Genomic DNA, 17137 nt, shown 5'->3' with positions numbered 1-17137 from the left:
TCGTCTCCATCGGCGTGACCCAAGCCCAGGAAACCATCCGCACGGCCCTCGCCATGGGCGCCGACCGCGGCGTCCTGATCCAGTCGGACGCCGACCTGGAGCCGCTGGCCGTCGCCAAGCTGCTGAAGGCGGTCGTGGACGAGGAGAAGCCGGACCTGGTCCTGATGGGCAAGCAGTCCATCGACGGCGACAACAACGCCGTGGGTCAGATGCTGGCCGCCCTGCTGGACTGGCCGCAAGCCACCTTCGCCGGCAAGCTGGTCATTGACGGCGGCAAGGCGACCGTGACGCGTGAAGTCGACGGCGGTCTGCAGACCGTGGCGGCGACCCTGCCGGCCGTGGTCACCGTGGACCTGCGCCTGAACACCCCCCGCTACGCCAGCCTGCCCAACATCATGAAGGCCAAGAAGAAGGAGATCGCGGTCAAGGCGGTTGCCGACTACGGCGTCGATGTCGCGGATCGCCTCAAGGTTCTGAAGGTGACGGAGCCGCCGAAGCGTTCGGCGGGCGTCAAGGTCGCCGACGCGGCCGAACTGGTTTCCAAGCTCAAAGACGCAGGGGTTCTGTAATGGCCGTTCTCGTCATCGCCGACCATGACGGCTCGGCCGTTCGCGACACCACCCACAAGACCGTGACGGCGGCCCTGGCCCTGTCGTCGGACGTGGACGTTCTGGTCCTGGGCCAAGGCGCTCAAGCCGTGGCCGACGCCGCCGCCAAGATCACGGGCGTGCGCAAGGTCCTGCTGGCCGAGGGCGACGCCGTCGCTCACGGCCTGGCCGAGGCCGTCGAGGCCACCGTCCTGCCGCTGGCCGCTGGCTACGACGCCGTCCTGTCGCCCGCCACCACGGACGGCAAGAACTTCGCCCCGCGCCTGGCCGCCAAGCTGGACGTCGCCCCGATCTCGGACATTGTCGAGGTCGTCTCGGCTGATACCTTCGTGCGTCCGATCTACGCCGGCAACGCCCTGGAAACGGTGCAGTCCGCCGACGCCAAGAAGGTCATCACCGTGCGCCCGACGGCCTTCGCCGCCGCCGCTGAAGGCGGCTCGGCCTCGGTCGAGAGCGTCGCCGCTGGTGAAGCGCCCAAGACCGCCTTCGTCTCTGAGGAAATGGTCAAGTCGGACCGCCCCGAACTGGGCGCCGCCAAGATCATCGTCTCGGGCGGCCGCGCCCTGGGCTCGGCTGACGAGTTCCACGCCGTCATGGAGCCCCTGGCCGACAAGCTGGGCGCCGCCATCGGCGCCAGCCGCGCTGCCGTCGACGCAGGCTACGCCCCCAACGACTATCAGGTCGGCCAGACCGGCAAGGTCGTGGCCCCGGCCCTCTACATCGCCATCGGCATCTCGGGCGCCATCCAGCACCTGGCCGGCATGAAGGACTCCAAGGTCATCGTCGCCATCAACAAGGATGCCGACGCCCCGATCTTCCAGGTCGCCGACTACGGCCTGGTCGCCGACTACAAGACCGCCGTGCCGGAACTGATGGCCGCCCTCGGTTAAGGGCTGCCTCTACGCTGAATATGAAGCGCGCCGGACGGGAGACCGTCCGGCGCGTTCTCAGTTCCGACGTCGTGCGGCGGGCCAGTGGGGGCCAAGAAGTCCCTTGGCCCCTCAGAGAGCGCGGGCGATCACCATCCGCTGGATATCGGAGGTGCCCTCGTAGATCTGGCAGACGCGGACGTCGCGATAGATCTTTGCCAGACCATACTCCTCCAGGTAGCCGTAGCCGCCGAGTGTCTGGATCGCCCCGGAACAGACGGCCTCCGCCGTTTCCGACGCCACCAGCTTGGCCATGGACGCCTCCTTTAAACAGGGCTTGCCCGCGTCTTTGGTCGCCGCAGCATGAAGGACGAGCTGGCGGGCCGCCTCGAGCCGAGCGGCCAGGTCAGCCAGTCGGAAGCCGACGGCCTGATGCTCCATGATCGCCTTGCCGAAGGTGTTCCGCTCACGGGCGTAGACGACCGCTGCATCCAGCGCGGCCTGGGCCATGCCGACACTCTGGGCGGCGATCCCGATCCGTCCCGTCTCGAGGTTGGCGAGCGCGATACGATAGCCCTCCCCTTCCCCGCCCAGCAGGAGCCCGTCGTCCAGAAGCATGTCATCAAACTTCAGGGCGCAGGTGTCGGAGGCGCATTGCCCCATCTTGTGCTCGACCTTGTCGACCACAAGACCCGGCGTTCCTGCCGGAACCAGAAAGGCCGAGAGTCCCTTCTTGCCGCGCGCGGGATTCGTCACGGCGAAGACGATCGTCAGACCCGCGATCCGACCGGAGGTGATGAACTGCTTCGACCCGTTAATGCGCCAGGCCGAGGCCTCCCTGACGGCCAGCGTGCTCAGGGCCGCCGCGTCCGAACCGGCGCCGGATTCCGTCAGGGCGAAGGCCCCGATCATCTCGCCGCTGCACAGCCTGGCCATGTAGGCGGCCTTCTGGTCGTCCGACCCTTCACTCAGGAGGGCCGCGACCACGGGCGCGTTGTGGACGGAAACCACGGTCGAAAGCCCCCCGTCGCCCGCCGCCAGCTCCATCAGGGCGAGCGCATAGGAGACATAGTCCGCCTCCCCGCCGCCATAGACGCCCGGCGCGGTCATGCCCATCAGCCCCAGCGCCGCCAGTTCGGAAAACAGCGGCTCGGGATATCGGCCCTCGGCCTCCCATTTCCTGGCGTACGGGGTCACACGGTCTCGAACAAAGGTCTTCACCGCATCGCGGATCATCGTCTGGGTTTCGGTGAGAATCATGCAGCCGCCGCTCGGATCGCCGCTTCCTTGCGCAAGGCGCGCGCGACCATGTAGTGCGCCGTGGCGGCCAGCAGGAAGAAGGGCGTCAAGCACAGCATGGCGACCGTGAGGGCGCCATCTCCATATCTCGGCGCCGCGAGATCGCTGATGAAGCCGACGAACAGCGGCCCGCCGCCCAGACCAACGAGATTATTGATCAATAGAAACAGGGCCGAGGCCACCGTGCGATTGGCGGGCTTCGCGCCGTTCTGGACCACGGCGAGAGCCGGCCCCATGAAGACGATATTGAGAGCGATCGGGATGGCGAACAGCAGGAGCGACGCCGCCCAGCCCGGGGCGATGATCGCCGCCACAAAGGCCGGGGCAGCCAGGACCAGACTGGTCGCAGGCACGAGGCCGTAGGCGGCGGGATTGCGGCGTCCAAGGCGATCAGCCAGTCGGCCGCCGAACCAGAGACCTAGCGCCATGGCCCCTGCATTGACGAAGCCCAGATACTGGGCGACCTCGCCCAGGGCCATGCCCTTCGAGCGCATGAGGAAGGACGGTAGCCAGTTCAGCAGGCCGTAGGTCACAAAGGCCGACAAGCCGCCCGCCACAGCCACGCGCCAGAGCGACGGCGTCGCGAAGAATTCCCGCACCGCGACGCCCAGAGGCGCCTGGGGTTCGATTGTCGCGGCCGCAACGTCAAGGCGGCCGGTCCGGGGTTCCTTGACGAGAAGCCAGAGCAGAAGGGCGAAAAAGACGCCGGGAAGACTGACCACATAGAAGGCCGATCGCCAGCCGAACTCGACCGCCGCCCAGCCGCCCAGCGTCATTCCCAGCAGGATGCCCAGGGGCGCGCCCAGAGAAAAGAGCCCCAGGGCCTGGGCGCGAGCCTCGGGCGGGAAATAGTCCGATATGAGAGAATAGGAGGGCGGCGCGCCCCCGGCTTCGCCGATCCCGACGCCCATCCGCGCAGCGGCCATCTGCCCGAAGTTCTGCGAAAAGCCGCAGGCGATGGAGCAGACGCTCCACACGACGCAGGAGGCGGCCATCGTTCGTACGCGCCCGAAACGATCGGCGATCCAGCCGACGGGAATGCCGAAGACCGAATAGAACAGAGCGAACGCCAGCCCGGTAAGCAAGCCAAGCTGGGTGTCAGACAGGCCCATCTCGGCCTTGATCGGTTGGGCGAGGATGGAGACGATCTGCCGGTCCAGAACATTGAAGGTGTAGATCAGGATCAGCAGGCCCAGAACGAAATTGGGCCGCTGGGTCAGACCGGTCAGACCGCGCGGCGCGGCTGGGTGAACAGGGGCGTGCATGGACTGTCCTCAGAAGAAAGGACGGCCCGGCTTGCGCACGGGCCGTGGTCGCGAACAGGAGGTCCGACCTAGAACTCGACGCCCAAGGAAACCCCATAGGTCCGGGGCTGGCCGGCAACCCGCACCACCGAGTCTTGGACGCGGATCACGCTATGCCAATAGTATTCGTCCGTGAGGTTGCGGCCCCAGACCGAAAACCGCCAGCGGCCGTCGGCTGACGTCACGCCGAGACGGGCGTCCACCAGGGTGTAGGCGTCGATGTCGAACAGGGGATTGCTGTCGAAGTCGGCGCTCGCGTCGCTGCGATAGGCGACGCTGCCGCCCACGAAGGCTTCGAGACCATTGGAAAGCGGCCAGACATAGTCGAGGTCAAGATTGGTCTGCAGCTCAGGGGCGAAGCTGAAGGGCTTGCCTGCGAAGTCCCTCTGTACGCCAAGCGCATCGAACCCGATGAACTCCTCGATCTCGGTGTCGAGATAGGCCAGCCCTCCATTGACTGTCAGACCCGTCATGGGCAGCCATTGAAGCTCGATCTCGCCGCCCTTGGCGTTGGCGCTCGGGATATTCACCAGCGCCTGAAGCGGCCCGAAGACGGGATCCACGATCTTGGACCGCGCCTGCTTGTCGATGTAGTCATAGTAGAAGATCGATGCATTCAGTTGCATGGTTCGATCGAACAGGGTGGCTTTGACTCCGGTCTCGTAGGCCGTCAGCTCTTCCTGGCGGACCGGATTATACTGGGTGTCGAACGACCCGGCGACGGTGATGGAATTGCCGGCCTTGTAGCCGCGGCTCGTCGAGGCGAACAACCTGATGTCGTCGGCCACCTCCCAGTTGAGGGCGACGCGCCACGACACATTGTCCTCGTCCAGGATCTTGTGCGGTTCGGTGGCCAGGAAATCCCGCCCCAGAACCACGCAGCCGTTGACCGGAATGAAGGGAGCGGGCGGCAGGCCGTTGGCGTTGCGGAAGAAGGCGCTGATGTTGGAGAAGGCCTGGATCGCAGCCGGTTCCGTCACATTGGTGCAGCCGACAAAGTCCAGTTCGGCCTTGGTGTAGCGCAGACCCGTGGTCAGAGTGAGGGAATCCGTGAGCTTCCAGTCTCCGGAAGCGAAGATCGCCGAGGATTTGATCTCATTGTTCACGCGACTGGAGGCGTCGCTGAACTTCACCCCGAAACTGTTCTGGACGTTGGAGGAGCTCTCGATGTTGACCGTCGAATTTTCCTCGGTGTCCGCGCTGGAGTAGGAAGCGCCGAGAACCCAGTTCAGTCGATCAGTGTCGCCAGACAGCCGCAACTCTTGCGAAAAGGCCTCGATGCTGCCGTCGAGTCCATACTGGCTGTTGTCGTTGCTCATCCCGTCACGGTCGATGTAGTCGTTGGTGTCGAGCGAGGAATAGGCCGTGATCGAGGTCAGGGTCAGAGCGTCGTTGATGTCCCAGACCGCCTTGGCGGACGCCTGCCAGAACCGGTCGTCGCGGAAGGGATCGCGCTGGTCGCTCCAGTCCGCGGCGCGGGCGTCATGCGGGGCCAGCGGATAGTTGGCCACTTCGGGCCGGACACGGGCCGGCGTCAGCGGCGTGATGGCGATGAGTTGGGTCGCCTGCGGCTCCGAGCGGTCGACATAGCCGTTCAGGTTGAAGGTCACCGAGAGATTGGATGTCGGATCCCAGTCCAGCAAAGCCCGGGCGCTGGTCCGGTTGGCCGCGCCCGTCGAATCGTCGCGGGTGTAGCTGTACTGCCAGTCGTCGCTCTGGAGGCTTTGGACCGCCAGGCGTCCGCGAAGGGTGTCGGTGAGCGGGCCGCTGACATAGCCCTCCAGTTCCGTGCGATTGAACCGTCCATAGCTGACCTTGAAGCCCGCGGAGGGATCGGCGGTCGGCGAAGCTGGAATATAATTGACCAGGCCGCCGGTCGCGTTCTGGCCGAAAAGCGTGCCCTGAGGGCCGCGCAGAACCTCGACGCGTTGCAGATCAATCATCGCGCCCTGGGTCATGGCGGGGTAAGGTAGGGCCACCTCATCCAGATAGACGCTGACCGCCGGGGCCGCCGCCAGGCTGTAGTCGAAATAGCCCACCCCACGCAGCGAATAGACCGGCGCATTGACGCCCGTGTCGGCGAAGCTGAAGCCGGGCGCGACCTTCTGGAGGTCGGCGACGGTTTCAATCCCGCGGTTTTCGAGTTGCTGCGACGACACCGCGGTGATCGCCAGCGGGATGGTGTTGACCGCCTGCTCGCGCTTTTGCGCCGTCACGACGATGTCCTCAATGGTCGTGGCCGCCTGCGACGCCGGCGCCCCCGCCGACTGCGCCAGCACGCCCGATGCGAACAAGGCGCATGGCGCGACCGTCGCGAGATACAGGACCCCCTTCAACTTCCTCATACCCTTAGCCTCCCGATGCGCGCCGATTGAGGGTCTTCGGGTTTCCGAGCCCGCGCGTCATAACCGGCCTAACATTCGGTAGGTTTTTTCACCTGTCAAGCGTTCGATTTTCTTGTGCCGGACCGACAGGTCCGCCATGATGGAGGGGCGGATTGAATGGCCGCATCAGGCAAGGACGAACGAATGGCTTCCACGGCAGGCACCACACCGCGGAAAGGCGAATTGTCGAGCAGCCGGCTTCTCGAGCTCGCGGCTGACCTTTTCCGCGAGCATGGCTACGCCGCCACGACCATGCGGGACATCGCCGACGCCGGAGGAATGAAGGCGGGAAGCCTCTATTATCACTTCAGTTCGAAAGACGAGATTCTCGACGGCGTCCTGGAGCGCGGCATCGGCGAAGCCATCAAGGGCTTTGAAGAGGCGATGGCCGCCCTCCCCGCCGACGCCACGTTCGACGCCCGGATCCAGGCGGCGACGACCGCGCATCTGAAGACCGTGTGGGAATACGGAACCTATACGGTGGCGAGCCGGCAATTGCTCAAGCACATCCCGGAATCCCTGCACGACAAGCATATCGGCATGCGGCGCCGCTACGACGATCTCTGGCGAAACCTGCTTCACGACGGTGTGGAAGCCGGCATCCTGGCAGGCGACGCCGACCTCGGCCTGACGCGCCTGTTCCTCCTGGGGTCGCTGAACTGGACCAGCGAATGGCTGGACCCCGAGAAGAAGTCCTTCGAGGATCTCGGCGCCATGGCGGCCGAGCTCTTCCTGAACGGCATGCGCGCGGCGCCGCGCAAATGAGGGCGTCGGCTCAGGCCCTGATCAATCTGTCCATTCCGGATGTCGAACAGGCCTACGCCGAACGCGACGCGATCCTCTATGCGCTCGGGGTAGGCGTCGGCGGCGACCCGACATCCCCGGCGCACCTCGCCTACACCTATGAAGACGGCCTGAAGCCCCTGCCGTCGATGGCTGCGGTCCTCGGCCACCCGGGTTTCTGGCCGCGCGATCTCGACACGGGCCTGGACTGGGCGCGCATCGTCCATGGCGAGCAGACCTTGCAGATTCACCGCCCCCTTCCCGCGCGTGGCGTCGTCAGGTCGCAATCCCGCATCAAGGGCGTCCGGGACAAGGGCGAGGGCAAGGGCGCAATCGTCGCCTATGAGCGCACCCTGACCATCGACGGCCGGCTCGCCGCCACCGTCGGCCAGACTCTCTTTTGCCGGGGCGACGGCGGGATCGGCTCTGTGGGCGAGGAGGCGTCGGCCATGACGTCGACGCCTGACCGGCCGCCGGAACACAGCTTCGAACTGCAGACCCTGCCCCAGACCGCCCTGATCTATCGCCTGAGCGGCGACCTCAACCCTCTTCACGCCGACCCGAAGGTGGCCCTCTCCATCGGCTTCCCCAAGCCGATCCTGCACGGTCTGGCGACCTATGGCGTCGCCGCCTTCAGTCTTCTGACCGAGCTGGACCTTCCGCCGGAAACCCTGGGCCGGCTCGACTGCCGTTTCAAAGCCCCCGTTTTTCCCGGCGAACGGCTCGCAACCGACCTCTGGCGCGAACAGGATCGCGTCCATTTCCAAGTACGCGCCGTCGACAGGGACCTTGTCGTTCTTTCGCACGGCCTGGCGGAGTTCATTCATGACCCACACCAAGCCTGACCAGGAGTTCCGGGCGCACCTTGCGGCCGGCCGCTTCATGATCCAGCGCAGCGCCTCCAGCGGCGCCCATGTCTTCTATCCGAGAGTGGCTGAACCCGGCACGGGCCGGCAGGATCTGGAATGGGTCGAGGCGAGCGGCGGCGGGGAGATCTACGCCCTGACCATCGTGCATCCACGCCCGCCGGAAGCCCCCTACAACGTCGCCATCATCGCTCTGGACGAAGGCCCTCGCCTCATGAGCCGGATCGAAGACGTCGCGCCCGACGCGCTGAAGATCGGTCAACGCGTCATCAGCCGGATCGCCGACCTGCACGGCGCCCCCAATGTGGTGTTCGATCTGGCCTGAGGCCTCTTGCCATCCCTCCACGCGCGCACTACCAAACGTTTGTTAGTTTCTAGCGCAAGCGCGCCGCGCGGCCCTATGCCGACGGCAGGAGGATGCAGACGTGAACCAGGACACCCGCAAGGGCGAGTTCCTGTCGATGGTGCAGGATTCGGCCCAGGCGTTCGTCGATGATCACCACCGGCGTGATCGTCTGAAGAACCCCTCCCCGTCCCTGTGGACCGGACTGGTCGACATGGGGCTGACTGCGGCCCTCCTGCCCGAAGACGACGGCGGGGCGGATATTGGCGCGGCCGGCGCCGTCCAGCTAGCTCGCCTGTTCGGCCGGACCCTGCTCCCGGAGCCCTTCGTCCAGTTGGCCCTGGTTCCATCCGTTCTCGTCGCCGCCATGCCGGCGGGGAGCCATCGCCAGGGCGCGGTGGACGGTTTGACGGCAAGGGGCGACGCCTCGGCCCTGTGCTGGCAGGAAGCAGGCGACGCAATCGACGCCTGGCCGAGCCGCACCCGGCTGACGGCGGGGCGTCTTGCGGGAGAAAAGCAGCTCTCCCCCCTCGCCGACCGCCTCTTCGTCGTCGCCGAAGCCGACGGAGACCCTGTCCTGACCGCTATTCATTGCGGCGACGAAGGCATCAGCGTGAAGACGCGTCGCGATCTGGCCGGCGGCGCGATCGCCGACATCCTCTTCCGCGACGCCCCGACGTCGGAAATCGTCCTGAAGGGTCCGGCTGCGCGTCAGGCGGTGCAGCGCGCCCTCGCCATGGGGGCGCTGGCGACGGCTGCTCAACTCCTGGGGGTCGCGGAGGGTCTGAACGCCCTGACGCTGGACCATCTCGGCGTGAGGCGACAGTTCGGCCGCCCCCTGGGCGGCTTCCAGGCCCTGCAACATCGCGCCGTGGACCTTCACATGGCGACCGCCCTGGGCGAGGCGTCGGTGGAACACGCCGCCGCCCTCTATGACGCCGATCCGGACGGCGCCGCCGCCTTGGCGGCGGTCAGCGCCGCCAAGGCGCGGGCCTGCGAGACGGCCGCTCTGGCGAGCCGTGAGGCGATCCAGATGCATGGGGCGATCGGCTTCACCGAAGAATCAGACGTCAGCCTTTTCGTCCGGGCTGTTCTGGGCCTCACGCCTCGCTTCGGCGGCGCCCTGGCGCACCGCCGAAGATTCCTCATGCTGGGAGGCGACATTGATGCCTGACGCTTTGCCGACGACCTCCGACGAGGCCTTCCGCCTGCGCTTCCGCCACTGGCTGGAAGCCCATTATCCCTCGGCCTGGCGACAGGACAGCCTTCGGCCTTTCCGACGCCTTCGGGGCGACCAGGTGCGGGCATGGATCGACATGCTCAATGCGGGCGGCTGGCGCGCGCCGTCATGGCCCCAGGCCTACGGCGGCCTGGGCCTGACCTTCGCCCAGCAGGTGATCTACGCCGAAGAGCTCGAGCGCATCGGCGCCGCGCGGGTCATCGACCTCGGCGAAGTTCAGCTGGGTCCGACCCTCATGCTCCATGGGTCCGAGGCGCAGAAGAAATTCTACCTCCCGAAGATTCTCTCGGGCGAGCACCTCTGGTGCCAGGGCTATTCCGAACCAGGGGCGGGCTCCGATCTCGCCTCCCTCTCGACGACGGGCGTGATCGACGGCGACGACATCCTCGTCACAGGCCAGAAAATCTGGACGACCCACGCCAATGAATCCACCCATGTCTTCGCCCTTGTCCGAACCGCTCGGAAGGAGCGCCGTCAGGACGGCATCACCTTCCTGCTGATCCCGATCGACACGCCAGGCGTGACCGTGCGGCCCATCAACAACCTCGCCGGAGAGGATGAGTTCTGCGAGGTGTTCTTTGACGCAGCGCGGGTCCCTCTTTCCCAGATCGTCGGTGAGATCGACCAGGGATGGTCGGTGTCGAAATCCCTGCTCGGCTACGAACGAGTCTGGATCGGAAGCCCGGCCCTCGCGGCCCGGGCGCTGACGCTGAGCCGCGCCCTGCTGGAGGCGGGCGACGCCGAGGGCGAACTCCGCGATCGCTATGCGCGCTGCGCCGTCGACCTGCATGACATACGCGCCCTCTACAGCCGGATATGCAGGGCGATCGGCGAGGGACACGAACCCGGCGCCGAAGTCTCCATGTTGAAAATCCTGTCGTCCGAGCTGCAGCAGCGCGCCAGCGAACTGAACCTGGACCTGGGCCAGGGCCGGGTCGCCGTCGAAGGCGCCTGCGAGGTCGGCGGCGTGCCGGTCGACCTGGCCTGGCAATATTACATGTCGCGTCCGCAGGCCATCTTCGCCGGGACCAATGAAATCCAACGCAACCTGCTCGCCAGAGCGGTGCTGGGAATGCCGTCATGACCTCCTCTGAAATCGTCCCCCCGCCGCTGAGCGGCCTGAGAGTGCTCGACCTCACCCGGGTGGTCGCCGGTCCGTTCGCGGCCCAGACCTTCGGCGACCTGGGCGCCGACGTCATCAAGGTCGAACGGAAGGGCGAAGGCGACGACGTGCGCCGCGTCGGCCCGCCATGGATGAAAGACGGCGATGGAGAGGACCTCGAGGAATCCACCTACTTCCAGAGCGTGAACCGCAACAAGCGCTCCATCGCCCTGGATTTCGCCGTCCCCGAAGGCGCCGAAGCCCTGCGTCGGCTGGCCGCGATCAGCGACATCCTGATCGAGAACTATCGTCCGGGCACCCTCGCCCGCTACGGCCTCGGCTATGAGGACCTTCGCGCCGTAAACCCTCGCCTGATCTATTGCGCCATCTCCGGCTTCGGGCAGGAGGGCCCCTATGCGGATCGTTCCGGCTACGACTACCTCATCCAGGGCATGGGCGGCGTCATGAGCGTGACCGGACCGCGCGATGGAGAGGACGGGGCCGGACCGGTCCGTGTGGGCATCCCGCTCGTCGACATCTTCGCTGGCATGAACGCGACCATCGGCGTCCTGGCCGCCCTGCAGCATCGCCACCGCACCGGCGAGGGCCAGTTGGTCGATATCTCCCTTTTCGATTCCCAGGTTTCGTCCCTGCTGAACACGGCCTCGGCCTGGCTGAACGCCGGAGCGGAACTCGGCAGAACGGGCAACGACCATCCGAGCGCCGCGCCCTACGGCGTCTATGAGGCCGCGGACGGTCACGTGATCATCGCCACCTTCAATGATCGGGAATTCAATCGGCTGGCCGACGTCCTGGGTCAACCGGAGTGGAAGACCGATCCCCGGTTCGCCGCCAACGGCGCACGCGTGCGCCATCGCGCCGCCATCAAGGCCGCGGTCGGCGACATCATTCGCACGCGACCGCGCGCCTGGTGGGTCGAAACCCTCAACGCCGCCAAGGTCTCCTGCGGCCCGATCAACGCCATGTCCGACCTGGAGCATGATCCTCATGTCCAGGCCCGCGACACGATCATCGCTCTCGATCACCCCCAGCTGGGCCCCGTGAGGACCATCGCCAGTCCGCTACGGCTGTCGCGCTCTCCCGTCGCCTATCGACGGGCGCCGCCCCTGATGGGGGAGCACACGCAGGAGGTCCTCTCCAGCCTGCTCGGCCTCGATCCGATGGCCCTGGCGACGCTGCGCGACAAGGGAGCGATCTGATGCCTGCGGCGCTGCACTTCCCCCACGCCCCCCTGCCGCCGGAGACGGAAGCGCTCCGCCTGGAGGTTCGCGCCTTTCTGGCGGATCATCAGGCCAGCTGGAGCGCCCGATCGGTCGCCCAGTCCTGGGTCGGTTTCGACCGGGACTTCACCCGCGCGGTCGGCGCCCGCGGCTGGATCGGCATGACCTGGCCCACGGCCTACGGCGGCCAGGACCGATCCATGCTCGAACGCTATGTCGTTCTCGAGGAGATGATGGCCGTCGGCGCCCCCATCGGAGCCCATTCGACGGGCGATCGTCAAACCGGTCCGCTCCTGCTGCGGCTGGGCACAGAGGACCAGAAGCGGGCGGTCCTGCCTCGCCTGGCCAGGGGCGAGATCTCGATCTGCGTCGGCCTCAGCGAACCGGACGCAGGATCCGACCTCGCCGCCATCCGGTCGCGCGCCGAGCCCGCTCCGGGCGGATGGCGCCTCAACGGGCGCAAGATCTGGACCACAAACGCCCATCAGTCGGCCTATATGCTCGGTCTTTTCCGCACGGAAGGGACCGCGAGCGATCGCCAGAAAGGCCTGTCGCAACTGCTGGTCGACCTCTCGTCGCCCGGGATCGAGATCCGGGGCATTCGGGACCTGTCGGGGCAAGCCCATTTCAACGAGGTGACGTTCGACGACGTCTTCGTTCCGGACGCGGGATTGATCGGCGAGGCTGGCGACGGCTGGGCCCAGGTCACCGCCGAACTGGCCTTCGAACGCAGCGGGCCAGACCGGTTCATGAGCGCCTTTCCCCTGCTGGACCGCTTGGCCCGGCACCCGGCCTGCGCCGCCGACCGGGGCGTGAGAAGCCAGATCGGTCAGGCGCTGGGCGACGTGGCTGTGCTTCGCTCCATGTCTCTGTCCCTGGCCGAGCGGCTGTCTCGCGGAGAAACGCCCAACCTCGAGGCTGCGGTTGTGAAGGAATTGGGCGTCTCATTCGAGCAGTCCGTGCCCGAATTGGCGCGAACCCTTCTCGCCGCCCTTCCTGAGGACGCCCCTGCGCCGGCGGACCTGGTGGCGCTGCTTCAGGCCACGCTGGAGATCGCCCCCACCTACTCCCTTCGCGGCGGCACGCGGGAAATCATGCAAGGCATCGTGGCGCGAGGATTGGGTCTGAGATGAGCGAATTGGACATCGGCGAACTGCTTTCGGATCAGATCCGACGGCTCATGGACGAAGCGGGCCCGGCGCCGGACGGAGCCGGCCTCTGGTCAAGCCTTCTGGATCTCGGCCTCGACCGCGCCATGATCGGCGAAGAGGCGGGCGGACAGGGCCTGGCATGGACAGATGTCGCCGCCCCCCTGGTCGCCTGGGGCGGCTATGCGGCGCCCGCCCCGCTCGCCGAAGTGCTGATCGGCGGATGGCTTCTGGGTCAGGCCGGTCTCCCCGCCCCTGAAGCGCCCGTGGTTCTGGGCGGCGGCGTCCCCGTCCCGCCCGGCGCCTGGACCCTGACATCCCATAGCGGCGATGGCAGGGATATGCTGTCTCTGATCTCGCCTGAAGGGTTCACGCAGACGCGTCCTGTCGCCGTCGGCCTGGCGCGGGCGGCCCTCGCGGTAGCGACAGCCGCACAGATCGCCGGCGCCCTCCAGCGCGCGCTGGAGCTGAGCATCGACCACGCCGCCTCGCGCGCGCAGTTTGGCCGACCGATCGGCAAGTTCCAGGCGGTTCAGCGGCTCGCTGCGGATCTGGGTCTTGAAGCGGCGGCCGCCCGCGCCGCCGCCGATTTCGGCTTTCGTCTGCTGCCGCGCGATCCCATCTTGGCCGCCGGCGTCGCCAAGAGCCGTGCGTCGCGCGCCGTCAGGATCGGCGCAGCGTGCGCACACCAGATCCACGGAGCCATCGGCGTGACCGAGGAATATCCCCTGCATCGCCTGACGATGGCCATGTGGCGATGGCGGGACGTCGCCGGCGGCGAGGTCGCCTGGGGCGACGCCCTGGCGCGGCGCTACCTGCCGACCACGGATCGGCTCTGGCCGAGTCTGGTCGCCGACTGGGATCAAGAGGCCAAGACATGAGCGTCAGGGGAAAGCGGATCATCATCACCGGCGCCGGTTCAGGGATTGGCGCCGCCGCCGCCCGAATGCTCGCCGAGGCCGGCGCCGAACTCGGGCTGGTCGATCTTGTCGAGGCCGAGACCCGCGCCCTGGGACGCGTACTCAATGCACATGCGTTTCAGGCCGACGTAAGGGACGAAACCGCGGTGGAGACGGCGGTCAACGCCGCCGTCCGCGCGCTAGGCGGCCTGGACGGCCTGGTGAACTGCGCCGGAACAGCGACTGTCCAGACGCTCGAGAACACCTCCCTGACGGACTGGCGACGCCTGGTCGACACGAACATGACAGGGGTCTTCCTCACCTGTCGCGCCGCCATCCCTGCGCTACGGGCTTGCGGAAAGGGAGCGATCGTCAATCTCGCCTCGGCCAGCGGCCTGACCCCCTCCTTCGCGGGGGCGGCCTACAGCGCGAGTAAGGCGGGCGTGGTGATGCTGAGCAAGGCCCTGTCCCGGGAGCTGGCCCCGACAATCCGCGTCAACGCCGTCTGCCCCGGGGCCGTTCGCACCCCGATGTTCTCGCAGATGACCGGCGAAGCGATCGAGGCCGAAACGGCGGTAGGGGCGGGCTACGCCCTGGGTCGGATCGCCAGCCCCGAGGAGATCGGAACGGCGATCCGCTTTCTGATCGGAGACGACAGCGCCTTCATCACCGGCGTGGCTCTGGCCGTCGACGGCGGGCGCAGCTTCCACTGATCAGAGGTGGAAGCCGCCGTCCACGACGAGGCTGTGCCCCGTGACATAAGCCGCCCGGGACGAGGCCAGGAAGACCGCCGCGTCGCCGATCTCCTCAAGCCGGCCGAGCCGGCCGAGCGGAACGGCCGCAATCGTCGCATCGACGAACTTGTCGTTGATCTGACCCGCCGTCATCATCTTGTCGAACAGACCGCCGTCCAGGACGCCCAGCGCCACGCCGTTCACCCGCACGCCGAAGCGGCCCTCCTCGCGCGCGAACCCCTTCACCATGGACTCCACGCCGGCCTTGGGCACGACCGAGAGTCCGTCCTTGATCGGCCAGCGGTAGAGTCCGGTGGTGTGGATGGCCACGGCGGATCCCCGCGAGCGCCTCAAGGCCGGAATCGCCGCATGCATCAGGGCGAAGAAGGCCAGGGTGTCGCCCGTGAGAAAGCCGGCGAACTCCTCGGGCGTGACCGAGGACAGGAATTTGAAGGGCAGCATGGGCCCGGCTGCATAGATGACCGTATGGATGGCGCCGGCCGTCCCCTCAACCTCGGCGACCAGATCCGCGACAGCCGCGTGGTCGGTGAGATCAAGCGCGAGACAGCGGGCGCTCCGCCCTAGCGCGCGAACAGCCTCGGCCGTCGCTTCGGCGGCCGCATGGCTCGATCGATAGGTCAGGACCACATCGGCCCCGTCCGCCGCCAGGGCGCGGGCGACCGCGCCGCCGACCCCGCCTCCCCCGCCGATCACGAGAGCGACTCCGGTCTCGAAGGCCTTGTTGCGCGTCATGTTTCGGTCTCCCCCTGACGCAGCGAATCCCGCAGCGCCGGCTTGTTGATCTTTCCGCTGGGCAGGATGGGCAGGCTATCGACGAAGACGACGCGGCGCGGCCGCTTGTATCCGGCGATAAGCGTGCGGCAGTGGTCGACGACATCGGCCTCGGTCAGCGTGCTGCCGGGTCGTGTCACCACCGCCGAAAGCACCGCCTCGCCCCATTTGGCGTCAGGGACGCCGACCACCGCCGCCCCAAGGACGTCGGGGTGGGCGAGGATGGCGTCCTCCACCTCGCGGGAATAGATGTTCTCGCCCCCAGAGATGATGACATCCTTCTTGCGGTCGACCAGGTAGGCGTAGCCCGCAGCGTCCATGTGGCCGACGTCGCCGGTATGCAGCCAGCCGTCGCGCAGGGTGGCCAGCGAGGCGGCGCTGTTGTTCCAGTAGCCGCGCATCACGACCGGGCTCCTGATGCAGATTTCGCCGATCTCCCCGGCCGCCAGACTGTGGTCGGCCTCGTCCAGAATGGCGATTTCGCAACCGATGAAGGCGTGACCGATCGAATAGAGGCGCCGACGCGCCGTGGCGTCTTCGGACAGCGAATGGGCCGACACCGGCAGAAGCGTTCCGATCCCCTCGGTCTGTCCGTACATCTGCTGGAAAATAGGTCCAAAGACGCTCAGGGCCCGATCCAGAAGCACGGGCGGCATGGGGGCGGCCGAATAGAGCAGGGTTCGCAGACTCGAGATGTCCCGCGTTTCGATATCGGGACAGTCGAGCAGCCCCTGGACGAGGGTCGGCGCCATATGCGTGGCGGTGATGCGGTGCGTCTCGATGTCCGCCAAAATAGCTGCGGGATCATAGGTCCTGTGCAGATAGACCACGCCGCCCACCCATTGCTGAGCCAGGGCGATCGCCTTCGCGCCGATATGGAACAGGGGCATCATCAGCAACGTGCGATCCTGCCCCCCCAGCTGCATGGCTGCGGCGATGATGGAGGCGGTGGCCACTTCGGCCTTGTGCTCCAGCATGCACCCCTTGGGACGACCGGTGGTGCCGCTGGTGTAGATCAGATAGCAGAGGTCGTCCGGACCAGGCGGCGGAAGGTCAGGACCGCTCGCCGCCCCGCCTTCGAGAAAGGCGTCCCAGGATTCCGCCCAGTCGAGGGCTTCGCCGACGACGACGAAGCGTTCAACCCCTTCCAGAGCCGCGCGGATGGCCGCGACCTGATCGGCGAAGACGCTTTCAAAGATCAGGATCCTGGCGCCGCTGTCCTCGATGATGTGGCGCATCTCCATTGGCGCCAGCCGGAAGTTGACCGTCGCCGCGACAAAGCCGTGGAGCTCGCAAGCGCCGTAGACCGTCGCCAGCTCCAGGGAGTTCATCGACAGGACCGCAACGCGATCCTGTCGCTCCATGCCAGCCTGATGTAGCGCTGACGCCAGTCGCTGGGCCGACGCCAGGAACTCCCCATGGCTCAGGCTTCGCCCCCCGCATACGAAGGCGGGTTCGTCAGCGTAGCGCAGCGCGTTGCGCAACAGCATGTCCCGAAGGGTGGTGTCCGGCGTTTGCAACGGGT

16 protein-coding genes are annotated in these 17137 nt (G+C 66.9%); 11 read left to right on the top strand and 5 right to left on the bottom strand.

What is annotated here, in order from left to right:
• Nucleotides 1-569: electron transfer flavoprotein subunit beta/FixA family protein (locus B3K53_RS01985; RefSeq protein WP_292082401.1), on the top strand; the 569-nt coding region annotated here is incomplete at its 5' end.
• A complete protein-coding gene (locus B3K53_RS01980) occupies nucleotides 569-1498 on the top strand; it encodes an electron transfer flavoprotein subunit alpha/FixB family protein (RefSeq protein ID WP_292082400.1) in 930 nt (309 codons plus the stop codon). The genes B3K53_RS01985 and B3K53_RS01980, both read left to right, overlap by 1 nt.
• 111 nt (nucleotides 1499-1609) lie before the next feature.
• On the opposite strand, the gene B3K53_RS01975 is transcribed toward B3K53_RS01980, so the two are convergent.
• From B3K53_RS01975 to B3K53_RS01965, 3 genes are all read right to left on the bottom strand, one after another.
• Entirely contained in the window at nucleotides 1610-2737 is a 1128-nt protein-coding gene (locus tag B3K53_RS01975; RefSeq protein WP_292082399.1) for an acyl-CoA dehydrogenase family protein, read from the bottom strand.
• A complete protein-coding gene (locus B3K53_RS01970; RefSeq protein ID WP_292082398.1) occupies nucleotides 2734-4041 on the bottom strand; it encodes an MFS transporter in 1308 nt (435 codons plus the stop codon). The genes B3K53_RS01975 and B3K53_RS01970 overlap by 4 nt, the downstream gene beginning before the upstream one ends.
• Nucleotides 4042-4109: 68 nt before the next feature.
• Entirely contained in the window at nucleotides 4110-6425 is a 2316-nt protein-coding gene (locus B3K53_RS01965; protein ID WP_292082397.1) for a TonB-dependent receptor, read from the bottom strand.
• Nucleotides 6426-6581: 156 nt separating this feature from the next.
• Here B3K53_RS01965 and B3K53_RS01960 point away from each other — a divergent pair, with 156 nt between their 5' ends.
• The 9 genes from B3K53_RS01960 (at nucleotide 6582) to B3K53_RS01920 (ending at nucleotide 14799) form a co-directional block, all read left to right on the top strand.
• Nucleotides 6582-7229 (top strand): TetR/AcrR family transcriptional regulator, encoded by a 648-nt coding sequence (locus B3K53_RS01960; RefSeq protein WP_292082396.1) that lies wholly within the window; start codon nucleotides 6582-6584, stop codon nucleotides 7227-7229.
• Nucleotides 7226-8092: a MaoC/PaaZ C-terminal domain-containing protein gene (locus B3K53_RS01955; RefSeq protein ID WP_292082395.1), complete on the top strand. Its 867-nt coding sequence runs from the start codon at nucleotides 7226-7228 to the stop codon at nucleotides 8090-8092. The genes B3K53_RS01960 and B3K53_RS01955 overlap by 4 nt, the downstream gene beginning before the upstream one ends.
• Entirely contained in the window at nucleotides 8073-8438 is a 366-nt protein-coding gene (locus tag B3K53_RS01950) for a Zn-ribbon domain-containing OB-fold protein (protein WP_292082394.1), read from the top strand. Before B3K53_RS01955 ends, B3K53_RS01950 begins: the two co-directional genes overlap by 20 nt.
• Nucleotides 8439-8538: 100 nt before the next feature.
• Nucleotides 8539-9630 carry an acyl-CoA dehydrogenase family protein gene (locus B3K53_RS01945; RefSeq protein WP_292082392.1) on the top strand — a complete coding sequence of 364 codons (1092 nt, stop codon included), beginning with the start codon at nucleotides 8539-8541 and terminating at the stop codon, nucleotides 9628-9630.
• On the top strand, nucleotides 9623-10780 hold the full coding sequence (locus B3K53_RS01940) for an acyl-CoA dehydrogenase family protein (RefSeq protein WP_292082391.1): 1158 nt from the start codon (nucleotides 9623-9625) through the stop codon (nucleotides 10778-10780). The genes B3K53_RS01945 and B3K53_RS01940 overlap by 8 nt, the downstream gene beginning before the upstream one ends.
• Nucleotides 10777-12018, top strand: coding sequence for a CaiB/BaiF CoA transferase family protein (locus B3K53_RS01935; protein ID WP_292082390.1), 1242 nt, complete (start codon nucleotides 10777-10779; stop codon nucleotides 12016-12018). The genes B3K53_RS01940 and B3K53_RS01935 overlap by 4 nt, the downstream gene beginning before the upstream one ends.
• Nucleotides 12018-13172, top strand: coding sequence for an acyl-CoA dehydrogenase family protein (locus B3K53_RS01930; protein ID WP_292082389.1), 1155 nt, complete (start codon nucleotides 12018-12020; stop codon nucleotides 13170-13172). The genes B3K53_RS01935 and B3K53_RS01930 overlap by 1 nt, the downstream gene beginning before the upstream one ends.
• On the top strand, nucleotides 13169-14068 hold the full coding sequence (locus B3K53_RS01925) for an acyl-CoA dehydrogenase family protein (protein ID WP_292082388.1): 900 nt from the start codon (nucleotides 13169-13171) through the stop codon (nucleotides 14066-14068). Before B3K53_RS01930 ends, B3K53_RS01925 begins: the two co-directional genes overlap by 4 nt.
• Nucleotides 14065-14799: an SDR family NAD(P)-dependent oxidoreductase gene (locus tag B3K53_RS01920; RefSeq protein WP_292082387.1), complete on the top strand. Its 735-nt coding sequence runs from the start codon at nucleotides 14065-14067 to the stop codon at nucleotides 14797-14799. Before B3K53_RS01925 ends, B3K53_RS01920 begins: the two co-directional genes overlap by 4 nt.
• On the opposite strand, the gene B3K53_RS01915 is transcribed toward B3K53_RS01920, so the two are convergent.
• Both B3K53_RS01915 and B3K53_RS01910 read right to left on the bottom strand, forming a co-directional pair.
• Nucleotides 14800-15573, bottom strand: coding sequence for an SDR family NAD(P)-dependent oxidoreductase (locus B3K53_RS01915; protein ID WP_292082386.1), 774 nt, complete (start codon nucleotides 15571-15573; stop codon nucleotides 14800-14802).
• Nucleotides 15570-17132 carry a class I adenylate-forming enzyme family protein gene (locus B3K53_RS01910; RefSeq protein ID WP_292082385.1) on the bottom strand — a complete coding sequence of 521 codons (1563 nt, stop codon included), beginning with the start codon at nucleotides 17130-17132 and terminating at the stop codon, nucleotides 15570-15572. The genes B3K53_RS01915 and B3K53_RS01910 overlap by 4 nt, the downstream gene beginning before the upstream one ends.
• Nucleotides 17133-17137 lie beyond the last annotated feature (5 nt).

Origin of the sequence: Brevundimonas sp. UBA7506 (genome assembly GCF_002479495.1) — a bacterium.
GTDB lineage: Bacteria > Pseudomonadota > Alphaproteobacteria > Caulobacterales > Caulobacteraceae > Brevundimonas.
The sequence above is the reverse complement of the archived record's forward strand: the minus strand, read 5'-3'. Positions and strand labels throughout refer to the sequence as shown.